Origin of the sequence: Limnobaculum parvum (assembly GCF_003096015.2) — a bacterium.
GTDB lineage: Bacteria > Pseudomonadota > Gammaproteobacteria > Enterobacterales > Enterobacteriaceae > Limnobaculum > Limnobaculum parvum.
Genome location: NZ_CP029185.2, coordinates 2503636 through 2526877 on the forward strand (window position 1 = coordinate 2503636; position 23242 = coordinate 2526877).

Consider the following 23242-nt stretch of genomic DNA (forward strand, 5'->3'; position numbering starts at 1 on the left):
TGTGGGGGCTAACGCAGCAATAAGCCCCTGAGCTACCTTATCACAGCGGAGAGATCCCGGCAGAAACCAAACTTTGAGAAGATACAGCGCTGATTCAACTCAGTTGAATCAGCGCTGTACTAAATCATCAGAAACAAAAAAGCCATTTCGCACTCTGGCAAAATGGCTTTTTATTGAGTCGATGAGATTATCGGTGATTACCAGACATACCGCACACCAACCGCACCTTCCAGTTTCTGATAATGGTCAAAGTCGTCGGTGGCGCTAACGTTTATCCAGCCCTGCCAGCGTTGACTAAAGTTCCCTTGAAGGCCCAATTTCAGTTCACCGCGATCTTTCGGTATGTTTTCCTCAATATGCATACTGTCGAGAGTAACCGCCGAGTTCTGGTTATGATGCCACCAGTTGAGTTCAGCGTATGGCTGTACCGCATAGGCATCATCCAAAATATCATCGGACAAACGTAAACCTAAACGAGTACTGTAAGTCTCATTATTCTGACCGCTTACCGCCGTATTACTGGAATCAGTGAAAGTATCAGCGGTATATCGGCTATAGATAACCTGCGCTTGTGGCGTCAGACGCAGTAAGTGCTTTTCATTTTGCGGATTCAGCATCAGGCTATAGCCTATCTCCAGCGATGAACTCCACAAATGAGAATCATAACTGTCAGAGCGCTGGCCTTCGCCCTTCACTTCATTATCGTACCAGCCGTACTGCGTCCAGCTATCGACATAGGCTCCGCTCTGCCGTTGTACATCGGCAAACCAGGTGGCATAAGCTCCTAGGTTGAAGCCATTAACTGACCCAGTAGCAGAATGGTGGATGCCGTTCAAATCACTATTTCCGGTAGCATCCGTGTCTGCATTACCCCAACTGCCCATCAACCCTATCTGCAGACGCTGATTATCTCGCTGGTAAGCGGCGATATCAGTACCAAACTGCACCAAACTATAGTCGCCGTTCATATCCACATGGCCGCTGGCGGCTTTACTTTCCGTATGGCCGCCGATAATCCGCCCCCATGAACTGCCGTCGTTCTGGGTATATTGAGCACCCTGACGGTCAAACAGCGTATGAATCTGCATCAGTGCCGCCATGGACTGGTTACCCAAATAAGCACCGCTCTCTGGCCGCCACTGTGGCGTATCGTCCCCTTCATCACTCACGGAACGCAAATACCAGTTGCCGTCAGCTTGAGTTGGTAACCCCTGATTCAGGCTATATTCATAAGCACCGGCAACCACCCGATTAGCCAGAGCAAACTGCCCGTTCGATTGACCACCTACGTGGATAATTTCAATGCCATTAACCGTAGCGGCACCATTTCCTCCAGAATTATTCACGACCACTCGGGTGGAACCGGATGTATCGCCTTGAACTACCAGCTTATCGGTCGCGGAGTTGTCATCACCCAGTACGGTACTGAGCGTCAGCAGACCGTTATTGCCCACATAATTACCTTTCACCACCAGTTGGCTGGCTGGTAACAGACTGGCCATACGTAATTCACCGCTGTTAACCAACTGCCCACCTACGGTGAAGACACCGGTCGGGCTATCGCTCATGCCGGGTAATGCATCCGCTACGGCTAATAGGCCGTGGTTAATTACATCACCCGCAACGCCACCGTAACCGCCTAAAATCGCCCCTTCGGCAACAGAAACTGACGAGGTAGCCAGTAAAGCCTCATTCATCAATACCAGACTGCCCGCATTGACATTGGTTGCACCGCTATAGGTTTGGTTTTGGTTAAAGCTCAGTTGCCCCGTGCCTTGCTGTGTCAGCATTCCGTTACCGCTGATGACGCCACCATAGGCGTAATTATCGCTATGGTTAAACGTTAGTTGAGCATTAGTGACAAGGGCACCCGCCACTCGACCGGTTGTTCCCCCATTGCCAAGCTGCAATGTCCCTTCATTAATGGTGGTGCTACCGGTAAACGTATTGTCATTGGTCAGAGTCAGGGTGCCGCTGCCCGTTTTGCTCAGGCTACCAAAGCCGTCAATGGCACCGCTAAATGTGCTATCCACGCTGTTATTGGCAATTAACTGTGCATCACCCAATACCACATGGCCTGAACCGGTCAGGTTATTCACATGTTGGTCAAAGCTATTCAGATCAAAAGAGGCTCCCTCGCCAATAATGAGCTGGGAACTCTGGGCAATAATGTCACTATGTCCCGCCAACAGCGTACCGCCATTGATTAACGTTGCTCCGGTGTAAAGGTTAGCTTTCGATAATTCTAAGGTTCCGGCTCCCGCTTTAGTCAGGGATTTGCCATCCCATCCACTGGCTGGATTCGCCACTTCATCCATTAGCAAGGCATCTAAATCAAAGTACTCATTTTGGCCGGTGAGGGTAAAGTCTCCTATCGCTTTTGCCGGTAGGCCGGTATGTGCTGCATACCAGCTTAATGCCAAGCCAACATCAAACTTATTGCCATCATTAATCGATGTTATTGACAGGTAATCAACCGGACTCACAGCTCCGCCTGCGGTTCCGCTGGCGAAGTGCCCGGTCAGATTTCCCGGAGCCGATGTCTGAATAATGGTAAACAGGCTATTGGCTAACTGGCTGGCAGTGGTGGTTTCGGGGGCGCTGTAACCCGCTACGTTAATCACTGCGACACTGCCAATATTGGCGCTATCAGCAGTAATAAGCGGTGGATTGCCTCTGGCAACAACATCCAGTACACCGTTGATGTTAAACTGATTGCTGACGTCCAGAGTAGCATTGGTTGCCAGTGAGGTCGTCGCACCAACCGCCGAATCATAGTTAGCCGCGCTAAATACCCCTTCCTGAGTCAGATGCAACACGCCCTGATTAACCGAAACGTTACCCTGACTGGAATTATTATGGGCCAGTATGGCAATACCACTGCCGCTCTTGATTAAGTTACCGCTTCCGGTTAATTGATTATTCAATATCCCGTTTTGAGCGAACGCCAGCTCGAGTTCAGCATTGTTAACTATTCCGTTAACGCCCAGAGCATTGCCCTGTGTGCCAATTAACCGTCCCTGAGTAATGGTTGTTCCACCTGAGTAGAAATTCATTCCACTCAAGGTTAGGGCTTCGCTGCCGGCTTTAATTAAACTACCATGACCGCTTATCGCGCCATCAAACGTGCTGGAAGCATTGCTGTTCGCGGTTAGAACCGCATTCCCCAAGACGATATTACCGTTGCCCGTCAGGTTATTAATCTGTTGATCGAAACTATTCAGATTGAGCGTACCATTATTGCCGATGACGACATTGGCACTATTAGCAAAAGCATCAGCAATATCGGTACGCAACAGGCCATTGTTAACCACGGTATTACCGGTATAGAGGTTTGCAGCAGAGAGAATCAAGGTTCCTGCCCCCTCTTTCGTCAGGCTCTTACCATCCCAGCCGGTTGCTGATGCAGCGCCATTCGCCAATGCAATATCGACATTAAAGGTGTCATCCTGATTGACCAGCGTGAAGGTGCCATTCCCCATATCAGCGCCGGCCAACCACGTCAAACCAAAACCAACGTTATAGTCATTGTTATTGAGACTTTTCGCTGCATTAACAATTAAATAGTCGGCTGAACTGCTTGCGCCATTCAGGTCGACGCTGTCAAAATCGCCGGTAATACCGCCGGTGGTATGAATAATGGTAAACAGGCCACTCGGTATTTCAGAGGCCTTATCAGGAATCGCGCTGGTATCGATACCCACGACTTTCAACGTGCCACCCAATGCTGCCGCTGATGCCGTAATCAGGGGTTCGACAGAGCCCAATCTCACACCCAGCATCGCATCACTTTGTTGTGTCAATACTCCGCTCAGATTAAGCGTGGCGTCTGTTGCCAACTCGATGGCACTACCACCGGCAGTTGTCAGGCTGCTGGCATTAAAGGCACCACCCTGTGCCAGTGTTAAGGTACCCGCATTGATATTCACTGTGCCTTGAGAAGAACCCACTGCGTTTAGAATGGCATTTCCTGCGCCAGATTTAACTAAATTGCCGCTACCGCTGAGTACATTTGTCAGCGTACTGTCATTGGCGAAATCTAACTGCAAGACGCTATTGTTGGTCACATTTCCCGTACCCAGCGCGCCGGCTTGTGTGATGTCTAATGTTCCTGCGCTAATGGTGCTGCCACCGCTATAGGTACTCACCCCACTCAGAGTCAGCACACCTGCGCCGGTTTTTATCAAACTGCCGGTGCCGTTGATATCTCCGCTGAAGGTAGTATTCGCGGTATTGTTGGTAGTCAGTGCAGCGCTGCCTAAGCTGATATGACCGGTTCCACTCAGGTTATTGGCCTGTTGCGCGAAACCATTTAAATCCAGCGTACCGCTATCGGCAATACTCACATCGCTGCTGGTAGCAAAAGCATCGGCAATGCCCGCTTGTAGCGTTCCGGCATTAATCAAGGTGCTGCCGGTGTAAGTATTGACGGAGGAGAATTGTAACGTTCCCAATCCTGCTTTGGTCAAACTCTTGCCGTCCCAGCCGCTGGTAAAGGTGCCGGTTTGGTCTGCCAGTACCACGTCCACATTAAACAGGTCATCGGTATTGGCTAGCGTAAAGGTTCCGTTACCCAGTGAAGAACCGGCTTCCCAAGTCAGGCCAAAGCCCACGTTGTAGTCTGCGTTGTTGACTACCCGTCCGGCCAGTATCAGGTAATCTACGCTGCTGGCGGCACCGTCCAAATTGACTGTCGTAAAGTCACCGCTGATACCGCCTGCGCCGGTGGTATGTATCACGGTAAATTCGGTATTGGTGAGGGCACTGGCGCTGGTTGGCGCACCGGTGGTAAATCCGGTGATATTCAGCGTGCCGCCTAACGCGGCGCTATCCGCCGTAATCACCGGTTGAACATTACCGATGGCAACATTCAGTATGGCGCTGGCGTTCTGTGTGAGTGCGCCGCTCAGGTTCAGTGAAGCATCTGCCGCCAGCGATGTGCTGGCCCCGTCCGCCGTGGTTAGGCTGTTGCCGTTAAATGCGCCGCTCTGGGCAAAATTTAACGTGCCCTGATCGACATGGATGATGCCTTGAGTTGAGCCTACGCCGTTCAACGTGGCGGTGCCGGCGCCTGATTTGGTCAGGCTGCCGGTGCCGCTTAACACATTGCTTAATGTGCTGTCGCTGGCGAAGTTCAGTTCTAGCAGCGCGGCGTTATCAACGGTGCCGGTTCCCAGCGCGCTGCCCTGAGTGGCAATGAGGTTCCCGCTGCTGAGGCTGCTGCCTCCCTGATAGGTGTTGATACCGCTTAACGTTAGCGTACCGGTACCGGTTTTAGTCAGGCTGCCGGTGCCCTCTATCACGCCGCTAAAGGCCGTATTGGCACTGCTGTTGGCGGTTAATTCGGCGCTGCCCAGCAGAATGCTGCCCGCGCCCGTCAGGTTATTGGCCTGTTGGTCGAAATCATTCAGATCCAGCGTAGCGCCGCTGGCTACCGTCACGTCGCTGCTGGTAGCAAAAGCATCGGCAATGCCCGCTTGTAGCGTTCCGGCATTAATCAGGGTGCTGCCGGTGTAAGTATTGACGGAGGAGAGTTGTAAGGTACCTAGCCCTGCTTTGGTCAAACTCTTGCCGTCCCAACCGCTGGTAAAGGTGCCGGTTTGGTCCGCCAGTACCACGTCCACATTAAAGCTGTCTGAAATATTCGTCAGGGTAAAGGTACCGTTGCCCAATGTATCGCCAGCCTCCCACGTCAAGCCAAAGCCAACGTTGTAATCCAGACCATTGACCACGTGGCTTGCCAACTGCAGATAATCCGCACTGTTGGTAGCACCTCCCAGATTAACGTTACTGAAATCACCCGTAATGCCGCCGGTAGTATGGATAATCGTAAACTGCGTATTGATTAGCTCACTGGCATTGGTTGGAGCGCTCTCAGTAAAGCCACTGATATTTAGCGTACCATCAAGTACCGCGGTACTTGCCGTAATAGTTGGCGGCGTCGTGCCTAATGCAACATTGAGGGTTGCACCATCGTTTTGGGTTAACGCCCCGCTAATATTCAGTCGGGTATCGTTAGCTATCGCCGTGGTTGCTCCACTTGCCGTATTCAGGCTGCTGGCGACGAAAGTATCACCCTGTGCTAGCGTTAAGGTTCCACCGTCTACATTGACTATACCCTGAGAGGAACCTAAACCGCTCAAAGTAGCATTACCGCTACCGGCTTTTACCAGTTCACCACTGCCTGTTAAGCGGTTAGCCAGCGTACTGTTATTGACAAAATCTAACTGCAATACGCTATTGTTGGTCACATTCCCCACACCCAGCGAACCACCCTGTGTCGCTTTCAATGTTCCTGCGCTAATGGTGCTACCACCGCTATAGGTACTCACCCCGCTCAGGGTCAGCACGCCTGCGCCGGTTTTTATCAAACTGCCGGTGCCGTTAATATCTCCGCTGAAGGTAGTATTCGCGGTATTGTTGGTAGTCAGTGCAGCGCTGCCTAAGCTGATATGACCGGTTCCACTCAGGTTATTGGCCTGTTGCGCGAAACCATTTAAATCCAGCGTACCGCTATCGGCAATACTCACATCGCTGCTGGTAGCAAAAGCATCGGCAATGCCCGCCTGTAGCGTTCCGGCATTAATCAGGGTGCTGCCGGTGTAAGTATTGACGGAGGAGAGTTGTAAGGTACCTAGCCCTGCTTTGGTCAGGCTCTTGCCGTCCCAGCCGCTGGTAAAGGTGCCGGTTTGGTCTGCCAGTACCACGTCCACATTAAACAGGTCACCGGCATTGGCTAGCGTAAAGGTTCCGTTGCCCAGTGGAGAACCGGCTTCCCAAGTCAGGCCAAAGCCCACGTTGTAGTCTGCGTTATTGACTACCCGTCCGGCCAGTATCAGGTAATCTACGCTGCTGGCGGCACCGTCCAAATTGACTGTCGTAAAGTCACCGGTGATGCCTCCGGTTCCAGTGGTGTGGATCACGGTAAACTCGGTGCTGGTTAAATCGCTGGCATTGGTTGGTGCTTCTGTGGTCAATCCGGTGATATTCAGCGTGCCGCCTAACGCAGCGCTATCCGCCGTAATCACCGGTTGAACATTACCGATGGCAACATTCAGTATGGCGCTGGCGTTCTGTGTGAGTGCGCCGCTCAGGTTCAGTGAAGCATCTGCCGCCAGCGATGTGCTGGCCCCGTCCGCCGTGGTCAGGCTGTTGCCGTTAAATGCGCCGCTCTGGGTAAAATTCAGCGTGCCCTGATCGACATGGATGATGCCTTGAGTTGAGCCTACGCCGTTCAACGTGGCGGTGCCGGTACCTGATTTGGTCAGGCTGCCGGTACCGCTTAACACATTGCTTAATGTGCTGTCGCTGGCGAAGTTCAGTTCTAGCAGCGCGGCGTTATCAACGGTGCCGGTTCCCAACGCGCTGCCCTGAGTGGCTATGAGTTTCCCGCTGCTGAGGCTGCTGCCTCCCTGATAGGTGTTGATTCCGCTTAACGTTAGCGTACCGGTACCGGTTTTAGTCAAACTGCCGGTGCCCTCTATCACGCCGCTAAAGGCCGTGTTAGCACTGTTGTTGGCGGTTAATTCGGCGCTGCCCAGCAGAATACTGCCCGCGCCCGTCAGGTTATTCGCCTGTTGGTCGAAATCATTCAGATCCAGCGTAGCACCGCTGGCTACCGTCACGTCACTACTGGTAGCGAAGGCATCGGCAATGCCCGCTTGTAGCGTTCCGGCATTAATCAGGGTGCTGCCGGTGTAAGTATTGACGGAGGAGAGTTGTAAGGTACCTAGCCCTGCTTTGGTCAAGCTCTTACCGTCCCAGTCGCTGGTAAAGGTGCCGGTTTGGTCTGCCAGTACCACGTCCACATTAAACAGGTCATCGGTAGCTAGCGTAAAGGTTCCGTTACCTAACGCTTCACCCGCTTGCCAAGTCAGGCCAAAGCCCACGTTGTAGTCAATATTGTTGACCACCCGACCGGCTAAGATCAGGTAATCTACGCTGCTGGCGGCACCGTCCAAATTGACTGTCGTAAAGTCACCGGTGATGCCTCCGGTTCCAGTAGTGTGGATCACGGTAAACTCGGTGCTGGTTAAATCGCTGGCATTGGTTGGCGCTTCTGTGGTCAATCCAGTGATATTCAGCGTGCCGCCTAACGCGGCGCTCTCCGCCGTGATCGCCGGTTGAACGTTACCGATGGCAACATTCAGTATGGCGCTGGCGCTTTGTGTCAGTGCGCCATTCAGGTTCAGTGAAGCATCTGCCGCCAGCGATGTGCTGGCCCCGTCCGCCGTGGTCAGGCTGTTGCCGTTAAATACGCCGCTCTGGGCAAAATTTAACGTGCCCTGATCGACATTGATGATGCCTTGAGTTGAGCCTACGCCGTTCAACGTGGCGGTGCCGACACCTGATTTAGTCAGGCTGCCGGTGCCGCTTAACACATTGCTTAATGTGCTGTCGCTGGCGAAGTTCAGTTCTAACAGCGCGGCGTTATCAACGGTGCCGGTTCCCAGCGCGCTGCCCTGAGTGGCAATGAGGTTCCCGCTGCTGAGGCTGCTGCCTCCCTGATAGGTGTTGATACCGCTTAACGTTAGCGTACCGGTACCGGTTTTAGTCAGGCTGCCGGTGCCCTCTATCACGCCGCTAAAGGCCGTATTGGCACTGTTGTTGGCGGTTAATTCGGCGCTGCCCAGCAGGATGCTGCCCGCGCCCGTCAGGTTATTGGCCTGTTGGTCGAAATCATTCAGATCCAGCGTAGCACCGCTGGCTACCGTCACGTCGCTGCTGGTAGCAAAAGCATCGGCAATACCCGCTTGTAGCGTTCCGGCATTAATCAGGGTGCTGCCGGTGTAAGTATTGACGGAGGAGAGTTGTAACGTTCCCAATCCTGCTTTGGTCAAGCTCTTGCCGTCCCAACCGCTGGTAAAGGTGCCGGTTTGGTCTGCCAGTACCACGTCCACATTAAATAGATCATCGGCATTGGCTAGCGTAAAGGTTCCGTGACCTAACGCTTCACCCGCTTCCCAAGTCAGGCCAAAGCCAATGTTGTAATCAATATTGTTAACCACCCGACCGGCTAAGATCAGGTAATCCACGCTGCTGGCGGCACCGCCTAAATCAAGGCTACTAAAGTCACCGGTGATGCCTCCGGTTCCAGTGGTGTGGATCACGGTAAACTCGGTGCTGGTTAAATCGCTGGCATTGGTTGGCGCTTCTGTGGTCAATCCAGTGATATTCAGCGTGCCGCCTAACGTTGCGCTATCCGCCGTAATCACTGGCTGTACACTACCAACCGCAACATTCAGTATGGCGCTGGCGTTCTGTGTGAGTGCGCCGCTCAGGTTCAGTGAAGCATCTGCCGCCAGCGATGTGCTGGCCCCGTCCGCCGTGGTCAGGCTGTTGCCGTTAAATACGCCGCTCTGGGTAAAATTCAGCGTGCCCTGATCGACATGGATGATGCCTTGAGTTGAGCCTACGCCGTTCAACGTGGCGGTGCCGGTACCTGATTTGGTCAGGCTGCCGGTACCGCTTAACACATTGCTTAATGTGCTGTCGCTGGCGAAGTTCAGTTCTAGCAGCGCGGCGTTATCAACGGTGCCGGTTCCCAACGCGCTGCCCTGAGTGGCTATGAGTTTCCCGCTGCTGAGGCTGCTGCCTCCCTGATAGGTGTTGATTCCGCTTAACGTTAGCGTACCGGTACCGGTTTTAGTCAGGCTGCCGGTGCCCTCTATCACGCCGCTAAAGGCCGTATTGGCACTGCTGTTAGCGGTTAATTCGGCGCTGCCCAGCAGAATGCTGCCCGCGCCCGTCAGGTTATTCGCCTGTTGGTCAAAATTATTCAGATCCAGCGTAGCGCCGCTGGCTACCGTCACGTCGCTGCTGGTAGCAAAAGCATCGGCAATGCCCGCTTGTAGCGTTCCGGCATTAATCAGGGTGCTGCCGGTGTAAGTATTGACGGAGGAGAGTTGTAAGGTACCTAGCCCTGCTTTGGTCAAACTCTTGCCGTCCCAGCCGCTGGTAAAGGTGCCGGTTTGATCTGCCAGTACCACGTCCACATTAAACAGGTCATCGGCATTGGCTAGCGTAAAGGTTCCGTTACCCAGTGAAGAACCGGCTTCCCAAGTCAGGCCAAAGCCCACGTTGTAGTCCGCGTTGTTGACTACCCGTCCGTCCAGTATCAGGTAATCTACGCTGCTGGCGGCACCGTCCAAATTGACTGTCGTAAAGTCGCCGCTGATACCGCCTGCGCCGGTGGTATGTATCACGGTAAATTCGGTATTGGTGAGGGCACTGGCGCTGGTTGGCGCTTCTGTGGTCAATCCAGTGATATTCAACGTGCCGCTTAACGCGGCGCTCTCCGCCGTGATCGCCGGTTGAACGTTACCGATGGCAACATTCAGTATGGCGCTGGCGCTTTGTGTCAGTGCGCCACTCAGGTTCAGTGAAGCATCTGCCACCAGCGATGTGCTGGCCCCGTCCGCCGTGGTTAGGCTGTTGCCGTTAAATACGCCGCTCTGGGCAAAATTTAACGTGCCCTGATCGACATGGATGATGCCTTGAGTTGAGCCTACGCCGTTCAACGTGGCGGTGCCGGCACCTGATTTAGTCAGGCCGCCCGTACCGCTTAACACATTGCTTAACGTGCTGTCGCTGGCGAAGTTCAGTTCCAGCAGCGCGGTGTTATCAACGGTGCCGGTTCCCAGCGCGCTGCCCTGAGTGGCAATGAGGTTCCCGCTGCTGAGGCTGCTGCCTCCCTGATAGGTGTTGATTCCGCTTAACGTTAGCGTACCGGTACCGGTTTTAGTCAGGCTGCCGGTGCCCTCTATCACGCCGCTAAAGGCAGTATTGGCACTGTTGTTGGCGGTTAATTCGGCGCTGCCCAGCAGAATGCTGCCCGCGCCCGTCAGGTTATTCGCCTGTTGGTCAAAATCATTCAGATCCAGCGTAGCGCCGCTGGCTACCGTCACGTCACTACTGGTAGCGAAGGCATCGGCAATGCCCGCCTGTAGCGTTCCGGCATTAATCAGGCTGCTGCCGGTGTAAGTATTGACGGAGGAGAGTTGTAAGGTACCTAGCCCTGCTTTGGTCAAACTCTTGCCGTCCCAGTCGCTGGTAAAGGTGCCGGTTTGATCTGCCAGTACCACGTCCACATTAAATAGGTCATCGGCATTGGCTAGCGTAAAGGTTCCGTTGCCCAGTGGAGAACCGGCTTCCCAAGTCAGGCCAAAGCCCACGTTGTAGTCTGCGTTATTGACTACCCGTCCGGCCAGTATCAGGTAATCTACGCTGCTGGCGGCACCGTCCAAATTGACTGTCGTAAAGTCACCGGTGATGCCTCCGGTTCCAGTAGTGTGGATCACGGTAAACTCGGTGCTGGTTAAATCGCTGGCATTGGTTGGCGCTTCTGTGGTCAATCCAGTGATATTCAGCGTGCCGCCTAACGCGGCGCTATCCGCCGTGATCGCCGGTTGAACGTTACCGATGGCAACATTCAGTATGGCGCTGGCGTTCTGTGTGAGTGCACCGCTCAGGTTCAGTGAAGCATCTGCCGCCAGCGATGTGCTGGCCCCGTCCGCCGTGGTCAGGCTGTTGCCGTTAAATGCGCCGCTCTGGGCAAAATTCAGCGTGCCCTGATCGACATGGATGATGCCTTGAGTTGAACCTACGCCGTTCAACGTGGCGGTGCCGGTACCTGATTTAGTCAAGCTGCCGGTACCGCTTAACACATTGCTTAATGTGCTGTCGCTGGCGAAGTTCAGTTCTAGCAGCGCGGCGTTATCAACGGTGCCGGTTCCCAGTGCGCTGCCCTGAGTGGCAATGACTTTCCCGCTGCTGAGGCTGCTACCGCCCTGATAGGTGTTGATACCGCTTAACGTTAGCGTACCGGTACCGGTTTTAGTCAGGCTACCGGTGCCCTCTATCACGCCGCTAAAGGCCGTATTGGCACTGTTGTTGGCGGTTAATTCGGCGCTGCCCAGCAGAATGCTGCCCGCGCCCGTCAGGTTATTCGCCTGTTGGTCAAAATCATTCAGATCCAGCGTAGCACCGCTGGCTACCGTTACATCGCTGCTGGTAGCAAAAGCATCGGCAATGCCCGCCTGTAGCGTTCCGGCATTAATCAGGGTGCTACCGGTGTAAGTATTGACGGAGGAGAGTTGTAAGGTACCTAGCCCTGCTTTGGTCAAACTCTTGCCGTCCCAGCCGCTGGTAAAGGTGCCGGTTTGGTCTGCCAGTACCACGTCCACATTAAACAGGTCATCGGTAGCTAGCGTAAAGGTTCCGTTACCTAACGCTTCACCCGCTTCCCAAGTCAGGCCAAAGCCAATGTTGTAGTCAATATTGTTAACCACCCGACCGGCTAAGATCAGGTAATCTACGCTGCTGGCGGCACCGCCTAAATCAAGGCTACTAAAGTCACCGGTGATGCCTCCGGTTCCAGTGGTGTGGATCACGGTAAATTCGGTGCTGGTTAAATCGCTGGCATTGGTTGGCGCTTCTGTGGTCAATCCAGTGATATTCAACGTGCCGCTTAACGCGGCGCTCTCCGCCGTGATCGCCGGTTGAACGTTACCGATGGCAACATTCAGTATGGCGCTGGCGCTTTGTGTCAGTGCGCCACTCAGGTTCAGTGAAGCATCTGCCGCCAGCGATGTGCTGGCCCCGTCCGCCGTGGTTAGGCTGTTGCCGTTAAATGCGCCGCTCTGGGTAAAATTTAACGTGCCCTGATCGACAAGGATTATGCCTTGAGTTGAACCTACGCCGTTCAACGTGGCGGTGCCGGTACCTGATTTAGTCAAGCTGCCGGTACCGCTTAACACATTGCTTAATGTGCTGTCGCTGGCGAAGTTCAGTTCTAGCAGCGCGGTGTTATCAACGGTGCCGGTTCCCAGCGCGCTGCCCTGAGTGGCAATGAGGTTCCCGCTGCTGAGGCTGCTACCGCCCTGATAGGTGTTGATACCGCTTAACGTTAGCGTACCGGTACCGGTTTTAGTCAGGCTGCCGGTGCCCTCTATCACGCCGCTAAAGGCCGTATTGGCACTGTTGTTGGCGGTTAATTCGGCGCTGCCCAGCAGAATGCTGCCCGCGCCCGTCAGGTTATTCGCCTGTTGGTCAAAATCATTCAGATCCAGCGTAGCACCGCTGGCTACCGTTACATCGCTGCTGGTAGCAAAAGCATCGGCAATGCCCGCCTGTAGCGTTCCGGCATTAATCAGGGTGCTGCCGGTGTAAGTATTGACGGAGGAGAGTTGTAAGGTACCTAGCCCTGCTTTGGTCAAACTCTTGCCGTCCCAGTCGCTGGTAAAGGTGCCGGTTTGGTCTGCCAGTACCACGTCCACATTAAACAGGTCATCGGCATTGGCTAGCGTAAAGGTTCCGTCACCTAACGCTTCACCCGCTTCCCAAGTCAGGCCAAAGCCAATGTTGTAGTCAATATTGTTAACCACCCGACCGGCTAAGATCAGGTAATCTACGCTGCTGGCGGCACCGCCTAAATCAAGGCTACTAAAGTCACCGGTGATGCCTCCGGTTCCAGTGGTGTGGATCACGGTAAATTCGGTGCTGGTTAAATCGCTGGCATTGGTTGGCGCTTCTGTGGTCAATCCAGTGATATTCAACGTGCCGCTTAACGCGGCGCTCTCCGCCGTGATCGCCGGTTGAACGTTACCGATGGCAACATTCAGTATGGCGCTGGCGCTTTGTGTCAGTGCGCCACTCAGGTTCAGTGAAGCATCTGCCGCCAGCGATGTGCTGGCCCCGTCCGCCGTGGTTAGGCTGTTGCCGTTAAATGCGCCGCTCTGGGTAAAATTTAACGTGCCCTGATCGACAAGGATTATGCCTTGAGTTGAACCTACGCCGTTCAACGTGGCGGTGCCGGTACCTGATTTAGTCAAGCTGCCGGTACCGCTTAACACATTGCTTAATGTGCTGTCGCTGGCGAAGTTCAGTTCTAGCAGCGCGGTGTTATCAACGGTGCCGGTTCCCAGCGCGCTGCCCTGAGTGGCAATGAGGTTCCCGCTGCTGAGGCTGCTACCGCCCTGATAGGTGTTGATACCGCTTAACGTTAGCGTACCGGTACCGGTTTTAGTCAGGCTGCCGGTGCCCTCTATCACGCCGCTAAAGGCCGTATTGGCACTGTTGTTGGCGGTTAATTCGGCGCTGCCCAGCAGAATGCTGCCCGCGCCCGTCAGGTTATTCGCCTGTTGGTCAAAATCATTCAGATCCAGCGTAGCACCGCTGGCTACCGTTACATCGCTGCTGGTAGCAAAAGCATCGGCAATGCCCGCCTGTAGCGTTCCGGCATTAATCAGGGTGCTGCCGGTGTAAGTATTGACGGAGGAGAGTTGTAAGGTACCTAGCCCTGCTTTGGTCAAACTCTTGCCGTCCCAGTCGCTGGTAAAGGTGCCGGTTTGGTCTGCCAGTACCACGTCCACATTAAACAGGTCATCGGCATTGGCTAGCGTAAAGGTTCCGTCACCTAACGCTTCACCCGCTTCCCAAGTCAGGCCAAAGCCAATGTTGTAATCCAAGCCTGATACCTTGCCCGTCAACGTCAGATAATCCACGCTACTGGCAGCACCACCTAAATCAAGGCTACTAAAATCACCGGTAATTCCACCCGTGGTGTGAATGACCGTGCGCTGAGTATTAGCCAGTTCACTAGCACTGGCAGGCGCTCCTGTCGTAAAGCCACTGATACTCAGTGTACCATCCAGCGCTGCGGTATTGGCTGTGATGATTGGTTGCAAGGTGCCTAAGACCACGTTGAGGTTCGCACCGTCGCTTTGAATTAACGCACCGCCGATATTAAGTTGAGTATCATTTGTTATTGCTGTGGTTGCTCCGGTTGCTGTATTCAGGCTACTGGCGATAAACGTATCCCCCTGAGCCAGCGTCAAAGTGCCGGTGTTAACATTGATGGCCCCTTGTGCAGAACCAGCTCCGGTTAATGTCGCATTACCACCGCCGGTTTTTATCAGATTACCGCTGCCAATGAGTACATTGTCGAGCGTGCTGTTGCCGACAAAATCCAACTCAAAAATGCTGTTGTTAACGATATCACCACTACCCACAACGCCACCCTGGGTCGCTTTCAATGTGCCCGCATTGATAGTCGTGCCGCCGCTATAATGACTTAATCCACTCAGGGTAAGTATGCCCGTACCGGTTTTGATTAAACTGCCCGTGCCGCTAATATCGCCGCTGAAAGTGGTATTGCTCAGGCTATTGGTGGTTAATATGCCACTACCCAACGTAATATGACCGGTTCCGCCCAAATCGTTAGCCTGCTGTGCCAGACTGTTGAGATCTAACGTTGCGTTACTGGCAATATTCACATTACCGCTGGTCGCAAAGGCATTAGCAATGCCCGCCCGTAAAGTTCCTGCATTAATCAACGTGCTGCCAGTATAGGTATTTGCTGATGAGAGTTGCAGGATCCCCAGCCCCTCTTTGGTCAAACTTTTTCCATCCCAGTTACTGGCAAAAAGGCCGGTCTGATCGGCCAATACCACATCAACATTAAAGCTGTCGGTTAGATTAGTCAGCGTAAAAGTACCATTACCTAGTGCATTTCCCGCCATCCAGGTGAGACCAAAGCCTATATCGTAGTCAGTACCGTTAACGACTTTACCCGCCAGCGTCAGATAGTCTACGGTACTGGCGGCACCGCTCAGGTTAACGCTGCTGAAATCCCCGGTAATGCCTGCCGAGGTATGAAGAATGGTGTATTGCGAATTGGTCAGTTCACTGGCGCTGGTAGGTACGCTGGCAGTGAAACCCGTAACATTTAGAATACCGTCCAGTGTTGCGCTATCGGCATTAATGATCGGATCGGCGCTGCTTCCCAATGCCACATTTAGCGCTGCGCCGCTGCTTTGAGTTAACGCACCGCTCAAGTCTACCGTTGTCCCTTCAGCAATATCGATTATTGCGCCATCCGCGGTGTTCAGGTCGCCAGCAGAAAACACACTACCTAAAGACAGTGTTAACGTTCCCGCGTTAATCGCTACGTTATTCTGTGAGGAACTCACCCCCGTCAGCGTTGCTTTACCGTCCCCGGATTTCACCAGATTGCCAGTACCGCTCAGAACATTATCTACTATGCTGTCACTGGCAAAATCCAGTTCAAGAGTCGCATTATTGGTTATATCACTCGTACCCAGTGCATCACCCTGAGTTGCCTTCAATGTCCCTTCGCCGATCGTCGTGCCATTACTGTAACTATTTGTTCCACTTAAGGTTAGTGTGCCGGTTCCTAATTTAATCAGGCTACCGCTACCGTCAATATTGCCGCCAAACGTGGTGGCGGTGCTGTTATTGGCGGTTAATGCCGCCGTTCCCAAAAGGATGTGACCGGTTCCACTTAAATTATTGGCCTGTTGAGCCAGACTGTTTAGATTCAATGTTGCGCCACTGGCAACAGTGACATCACTGCTGGAGGCAAAAGCATTAGCGACGCCGGTCAGCAAAGTACCTTGATTAATGAAGGTGCTGCCGGTGTAAGTATTCACCGAGGAGAGTTGCAGTGTACCCAGCCCCTCTTTAGTCAGAGTTTTGCCATCCCAGCCGCTCGTGAAAGGCCCGGTCTGATCGGCAAGGACAACGTCAACATTAAAATTGTCATTACTATCCGCTAGGGTAAAGATACCATTCCCCAGCGCCGCGCCCTCCAACCAGGTCAGACCGAAGCCTACGCTATAATCAGTCCCGTTAACAATGTGTCCGGCCAGCGTCAGATAGTCCACCGAACTGCTGGCCCCGCCTAAATTTACACTGCTAAAATCACCCGTAATACCACTGGTGGTATGGATAATATTCCATCTCGCCGTTTCCAGTTCGCTGGCCTGAGCCGGAATCTCGGTAGTATCTAATCCGGTAACGTTTAATACCCCATCTAATACCGCGCTACCGGCGGTAATCAGCGGATTGATAGTACCGAGTGTAACATCCAGTGTTGCACCGCTATGTTGAGTCAGTGCGCCGGAAAGGTTGAGCGAGGAATCGAGTCCCAGATAGGTTATCGCATCAGTATCCGTTGTCAGACTGGTGGCAGAAAAACCGCCAACTTGAGCCAGCGTTAAAGCGCCTTCATTGACGTTGACTGCACCTTGAGAGGAGCCAACGCCAATCAGCGAGGCGTTACCGGTGCCAGTTTTGACCAGACTACCGCCGCCGCTAAGAATATTGCCGAGGGAATTATCAGCGGAAAAATTCAATTCCAGCGTCCCATTATTGGCAATACTCCCCGAACTCAATGCGCCACTTTGAGTAGCTTTCAGCGTACCCGCGCTGATAGTGGTATTGCCGCTATAGAGGTTAACGCCGCTTAATGTTAATTGACCGGCTCCGGATTTAATCAGACTCCCCGTGCCGTTGATATCACCACTAAACAGGGTATCTATGCTGCTGTTGACCGTTAATACCCCCGAGCCCAGCGTAATATGACCACTGCCAGCTAGGTTGTTTGCCTGTTGAGCAAAACCATTCATATCCAGCGTTGCATTACCCGCGATATTGACATCACTGCTGGTAGCAAAAGCATTTGCAATACCCGTTTGCAGAGTACCTGCATTAATCAGGGTACTGCCGGTATACGTATTGACTGAAGAGAGTTGTAACAGGCCGAGCCCCTGTTTGGTCAGGGTTTTACCATCCCAAGTGCTGGTAAAGGGCCCGGTCTGATCCGCCAGCGTCATATCAACATCAAAGCTGTCGGCAATGTCTGACAGAGTAAAGACACCGTTGCCCTGTGCTGGCCCGGCCAACCAGGTCAAACCAAAGCCAACGTTGTAATCTAGGCCGTTAACCCCGGCACTGATGGTCAGATAATCGACCGAGCTAGCGGCTCCCCCCAAACTTACACTGAGAAAATCATCGGTCAGGCTGCTGAGGGTATGAATAATGGTTTTTTGAGTTGCCGCTAAATCACTGGCTTTAGCTACCGTTATTCCATCATCGATACCAGTAATATTTAATATTCCACCCAGGGTTGCGGTATTGGCAGTGACAATTGGATTAACATTTCCTAATGCAACACTCATTATGGTGAGATTATTGAGTGCCAATCTATCTGATAAGTTAAGGGAGGTATTGGCCGTAATGCCAACTGACGTATTGTAATTCAAACTTAAGTATCCAGTATTGAAGACATCGCCCTGATCGAATATCAACCCCCCCTCATTCAGATTAATATATCCCTGACTGGATCCCGCACCGGTCAAGGTAACGACCCCGGCCCCCTCTTTTGCTAGCGACCCCAGTCCGTTTAGTTGATTTATTAAGGTCTGGTCTGTATCAACGGTCAGTGTTAACGCACTTTGGTTATATATCTCTCCGCTGCCTGCCGAATGCATATCGTACAGAGTGAGGATGCCGTTTTGAATCTCCGTACCACCGCTGTAACTATTGATACCGGATAACGACAAATTATTTGTACCCACCTTAATCAAACTTCCGGTACCGGTGATATCGCCAATAAATCCGGTATCATTCACACTGTTGATCGTCAGCACCGCGCTCCCTAAATTGAGGTGACCACGACCAAGCAGATTATTAATTTGCTGATCAAAGTGTTGTAAATCGAGGGTGGCACCGCTGCCGATTTCTATACGGGAACTGGTGGCAAATGCATTCTCAACCCCTATCTGCAATGTGCCACCATCGATCAGTGTTGCCCCGGTATAAGTATTCACCGCAGAAAGCAACAGTGTGCCATCACCTTCTTTCGTCAGGTTCTTGCCGTTCCAGCCGCTGGTAAATGGCCCGGTTTGGTCGGCCAGTACCACATCCACGTCAAAGGTGTCATCACTGTTGGTTAACGTAAATGTACCATCACCCAATGCGGGCCCGGCCAGCCAAGTCAGGCCGTAGCCGATATCATAATCATACCCATCGCTACTCCTAAAGCCGCCGATCGTCAGATAATCATATTCACTGGCGGCACCGCTGAGGTTAATGGTGCTGAAATTACCGGTAATCCCCCCGGTGGTGTGAATCATGGTGGTGGTGGTGTTAGCCAGTGCGCTGGCGCTGGATGGCGTAATTGATGAATCAATACCGGCAATATTTAACGTGCCATCAAGTGCTGCCGTATCCGCGGTAATAACCGGCTCATTTACCCCCAGAGTGGCGTTAAGTGTAGAACCTGAACTTTGAGTTAAGGCACCGCTAATATTCAGCGTTGAATTGTCATTCAAGGTGATTGCCGTACCCGATGAGGTTGTCAGGTTGTTAGCATCAAAGTCACCCGCTTGTGAAAAAATTAGCGTACCGGCATTGACTGTAATATCTCCCTGAGCAGAACCCGAAGCACTTAAGGTCAGCGACCCCGCGCCCAGTTTAGTGAATGAACCAGAACCAGATAACACGCCTGAATAGGTGGTATCGTCTAGACGGTTAAAGATCAACGCATCATTGTTAGTAATATTGCCGGTAAGGCTACCGCTACTGCCGCCAGAACCGACTTGCAAAGTACCAAGATTAATTAATGTGGAACCATCAAAGGTATTATCACCTGTCAGAGTCAACATGGTTGAACCTGAATTCTTCTCCAGCGTTCCGCTACCGCTAATCACGCCACCGTAAGTTAAATCAGCACTGTTGGTAAAAATCAGGTTACTGTTATTAGTGATATCACCGGCATAATTTCCGGTTTCGGCAATCGTGAGTGACGAGCCACTGTTGATGGTCATATCACCGGTATAAGTATTATTGCCCGTCAGGGTCAGTCCGGTGCCATTACCATTATCAATCGTGACTGAACCACTGCTGCCTATCAAGCCAACGGCAAATACGGATTCCGTATTACCTCTGAGCGTCAGATTACCGCCGTTTATATTGAGCGTTGCTCCGCTGATAGCAGCATTATTGGTCAGCAAAGAGACAATATGCGTTTTACCATTCAAATCAACTGACGTGTTATCGGCGCGATACCAGAGACTTTTCCCAGCGCCCAATACGTTATCAGCCCCCAGAATCAGCGTACCGCCGTTAATGTAGGTATTTCCGGTATAGCTGTTGCCGCCATTATTTAACGTAATGCTGGTACTGGCATTAATAGCAAGATCGCCATCTCCGGTAATCAGGGCATGCAGCTCATCCGCACCGCTCGGTGTGGTGGCATCATTGGATAAGGTGGTGGTAAAACCGCTTAACAGTTGCAGTTCGGTTAAAGCATAGTGGGTATATAGCCCTGAAGCATCGTTACCCAGCGATATCGCATAACTACCAATCGCTACTGTATCGCCGCCCTGCTGTATATTGGCAGTATCCGCAATAGGGTTATTGGACAAATCCGTCAGCGTCAATCCTGACACATCACCGGTGACGCTACCGGCTGTAATCAGGCGGAAATCTGCCCCCTCATCCTGCTGTAATATATTGGCGGTACTATTGACGATATTGTCAGGACTGACGGCCACCGTACCACTTCCCAATGTCAGGGTATCTGCATTAATTACCCCGGTAGGCAAGTTTTCAAAACGTAATGTGCCGCCGTTAAATATCACACCGCCAATAGTCTGGGTGCCACTATCAACAATCACTGTACTACCGGTATCGAGCTGTAATGTTGCGTCAGTCAGCGCAACCGTATTATCTCCTGACAGGGTAAATGTACTGTTGCCAAGTTGGGCTGTACCGGCAAACAGATTTCCTGTTCCACTGCCAAACTGGAATGTATTGGTTTTATCCAGCAGCGAAACTAGCAGAATGCCGTTACCCGTTAAACTGTTATTAAACTGATAGTTACCCGATGAAGGAGAATCAACAAACAGCGTTCCCGCTGAGTCAATACTCACGGCAGAGCTGCCAATTGAACCCGCGTTGGTTAAACGCAATACGCCGCCAGAGACGTTGGTTCCACCAGAATGCGTATTGGCCCCCGTCAGAGTAAATGTACCCTCTCCGGTTTTAGTCAGTCGTCCTACACCGCTAAACGCGTTACCGGTAGCGATATCGAAACCATTAGAGTCAACCGTTCCCCCGCCGTTCAACAAGGCTAACCCTGTGGTGCTAAAACCGCTGATAAAGGCGTTATTACTGGCTAGCGCTTTTAATATTCCGCTATCGAGATTGACCTGGCCCGAACTGGTACCCGATAAGGTATTGGTTAACACTGTCCCGGAATTACTGACATTCAGTATCCCTGCCCCTGAAGCCCCAACGCTCGTCGTCACCCGAGATTTTAGTGTCGAACCAGCGCCACTAACCGTTAACGCGCTGCTATTAGTGATTTGAGTGCTGGAATCTTCAACCGTATTTCCGCCATTAATTAATAATGACCCACCGGTAACTTGAATATTTGAGCTGACATCCCCGGTAAGATTGACATTGCCTGTCAGGGTCAGCGATCCGATATTTTGTTTCAGTAAAGAGCCGGTGCCAGTGATAGTTCCCGAGTAGACATCACTAGCCGTATTATTTACCGTTAGAGAGGTGCTGTTATTGGCACCCATGGTTATTGCACCATCCGTGCCGCCGTTAAGATTCTTCAGCGTCTGGTTTAGGCCATTCAGATCAAAAGTACCGCTATTAATCAGCAAGCCGCTACTGTTGGCAATCATATTGGCGATGCCTGCCTGCAATGTGCCATTGTTAATGGTCGTATCGCCAGTCAGGGTCTGAACGTTTGTTAGGGTGGTCGTTCCTGAACCTGACTGAGCTAATGCTCCTGTGCCACTAATAATTCCGGTATAGGCATAATTATCGCTGCGGTTAAACGCCACTGTGCCACTATCAGTGATGTTATTGCTGATACTCCCCCCGGTGCCGCTACCGTTATCGCCAATCTGAAGTATGCCGCTGCTATTGGAGACATTAACCAGTCCGGTATAGCTGCCTTGTCCGGTAACCGTTAAGGTTCCGCCGTTATTTTTTACCAGGCTGGTATTCGAGCCAGACAGTACCGCGCTCGAATCGATAATCAACGCGTTCTGCCCTGTTCCATCAAACTGAATCGCCGTGGTGCCATTACCACTGGCATTCAGCGTTCCGGTGAGCTGTAGCGACACATTATTATTGGTGGTGTTCTTAATGTTACCGTTAAGCTGTGCACCACTGCCAATAGCCAGCAGGCCACCGCTTAACGTCCAGTTTTGCGTACCTGTGTTGGTTAGGGTCCAACTGCTGTTTTCTTGTTTATCAAACAGAACAAAGCGACGATATTGGGTTGAGTTACCAATCAAAGAAAGATTAAAGCTGTCGGAGCCGGTCTCACCGCCTAATGCCAACAGATCGTTCCCACCGGCGGCATCAACAAAACCGGTAATGATTGAGCCCGGTTCCAGAATCAGGGTATCTGCGGTACCAGACCAAAACATCGCCCCTTGGCCCGATGTATTTTGGATGGTACCGGCATTACGCACGGTAATCGCCGCATTCGAGTTGATGGCCCAGTCAGAACCCCCAGCGGCCGTTGAAATCAACCCTCGATTAATAATATTGGCAGTACCATACAATTGCATGGTTCGGGTGGTTGAACTAATGGTTCCACCCACTTCATTCGTGATATTAATGGTGCCGGCATTGTTCCAGATGGCATAATTATTACCGGTAGAGATAGTGCCGTAGTTATCGATAGTGGTGTTGTTACCGGCAATGTTTAATGCCATACCGCTAGCCGAAGAGATGGTGGCGTCGGCACTATTATTAATAATATAAGTGCTTGTTCCCGTTAAGTTTAGCGTCTCACCATTAACCGAACTAATGGTGCCCGCATTATTCAGTATTACGTTAGTGTTATTAACACTACTTTCAATCGTATTTGCTGAACCTGTAGCCGAGCTATTGATCAGCGACCCATTATTAATGATGGTATAGTTTCCGCTGGTTCTTAGCCCTATCAGATCGGCCGCTCCTGAACCACTGGGAACCGTTACACTTCCTTGGTTGGTTAATATCCAACTGGTATTCGTGGGACCGCTAATTAGAATACCGGTATTGGTACCGCCAGAATAAACATAGCTACCACCGGAGTTAATGGTTAACGCCGTATTGTTGCCGGTATAGGTCAGTAATCCCGTAAAACTGCTATCTAACGTTAAGGTACTTCCGGCGGTACTGATAGTACAGTTGCCCGTTTCCGGTGTCGTTACCGAACCGCCCGTGGCACCACAAGCAGCATCGGCAACGTTTGAGATAAGTCCCATCACCAGCAATGGAAAAGCGCGATATAAACTAACCACTAACGGAGAAAGTTTATACTCAGGATGACCAGTTTCTTTATTGATAAATAACGGTGCCATATTACAATATTCCATTCAACTGACTTATAGCTATAAGTATTGTCCATTTCTTCAAAAAT

Annotated in this window: 1 protein-coding gene; it reads right to left on the reverse strand. The window is 51.9% G+C overall.

Annotated elements, in window-relative coordinates; all coding sequences use genetic code 11:
* Positions 1-197 precede the first annotated feature (197 nt).
* Positions 198-23183, reverse strand: a complete 22986-nt coding sequence (locus HYN51_RS10580; protein ID WP_192878396.1) for an autotransporter-associated beta strand repeat-containing protein — start codon at positions 23181-23183, stop codon at positions 198-200.
* Between the last annotated feature and the right edge of the window lie 59 nt (positions 23184-23242).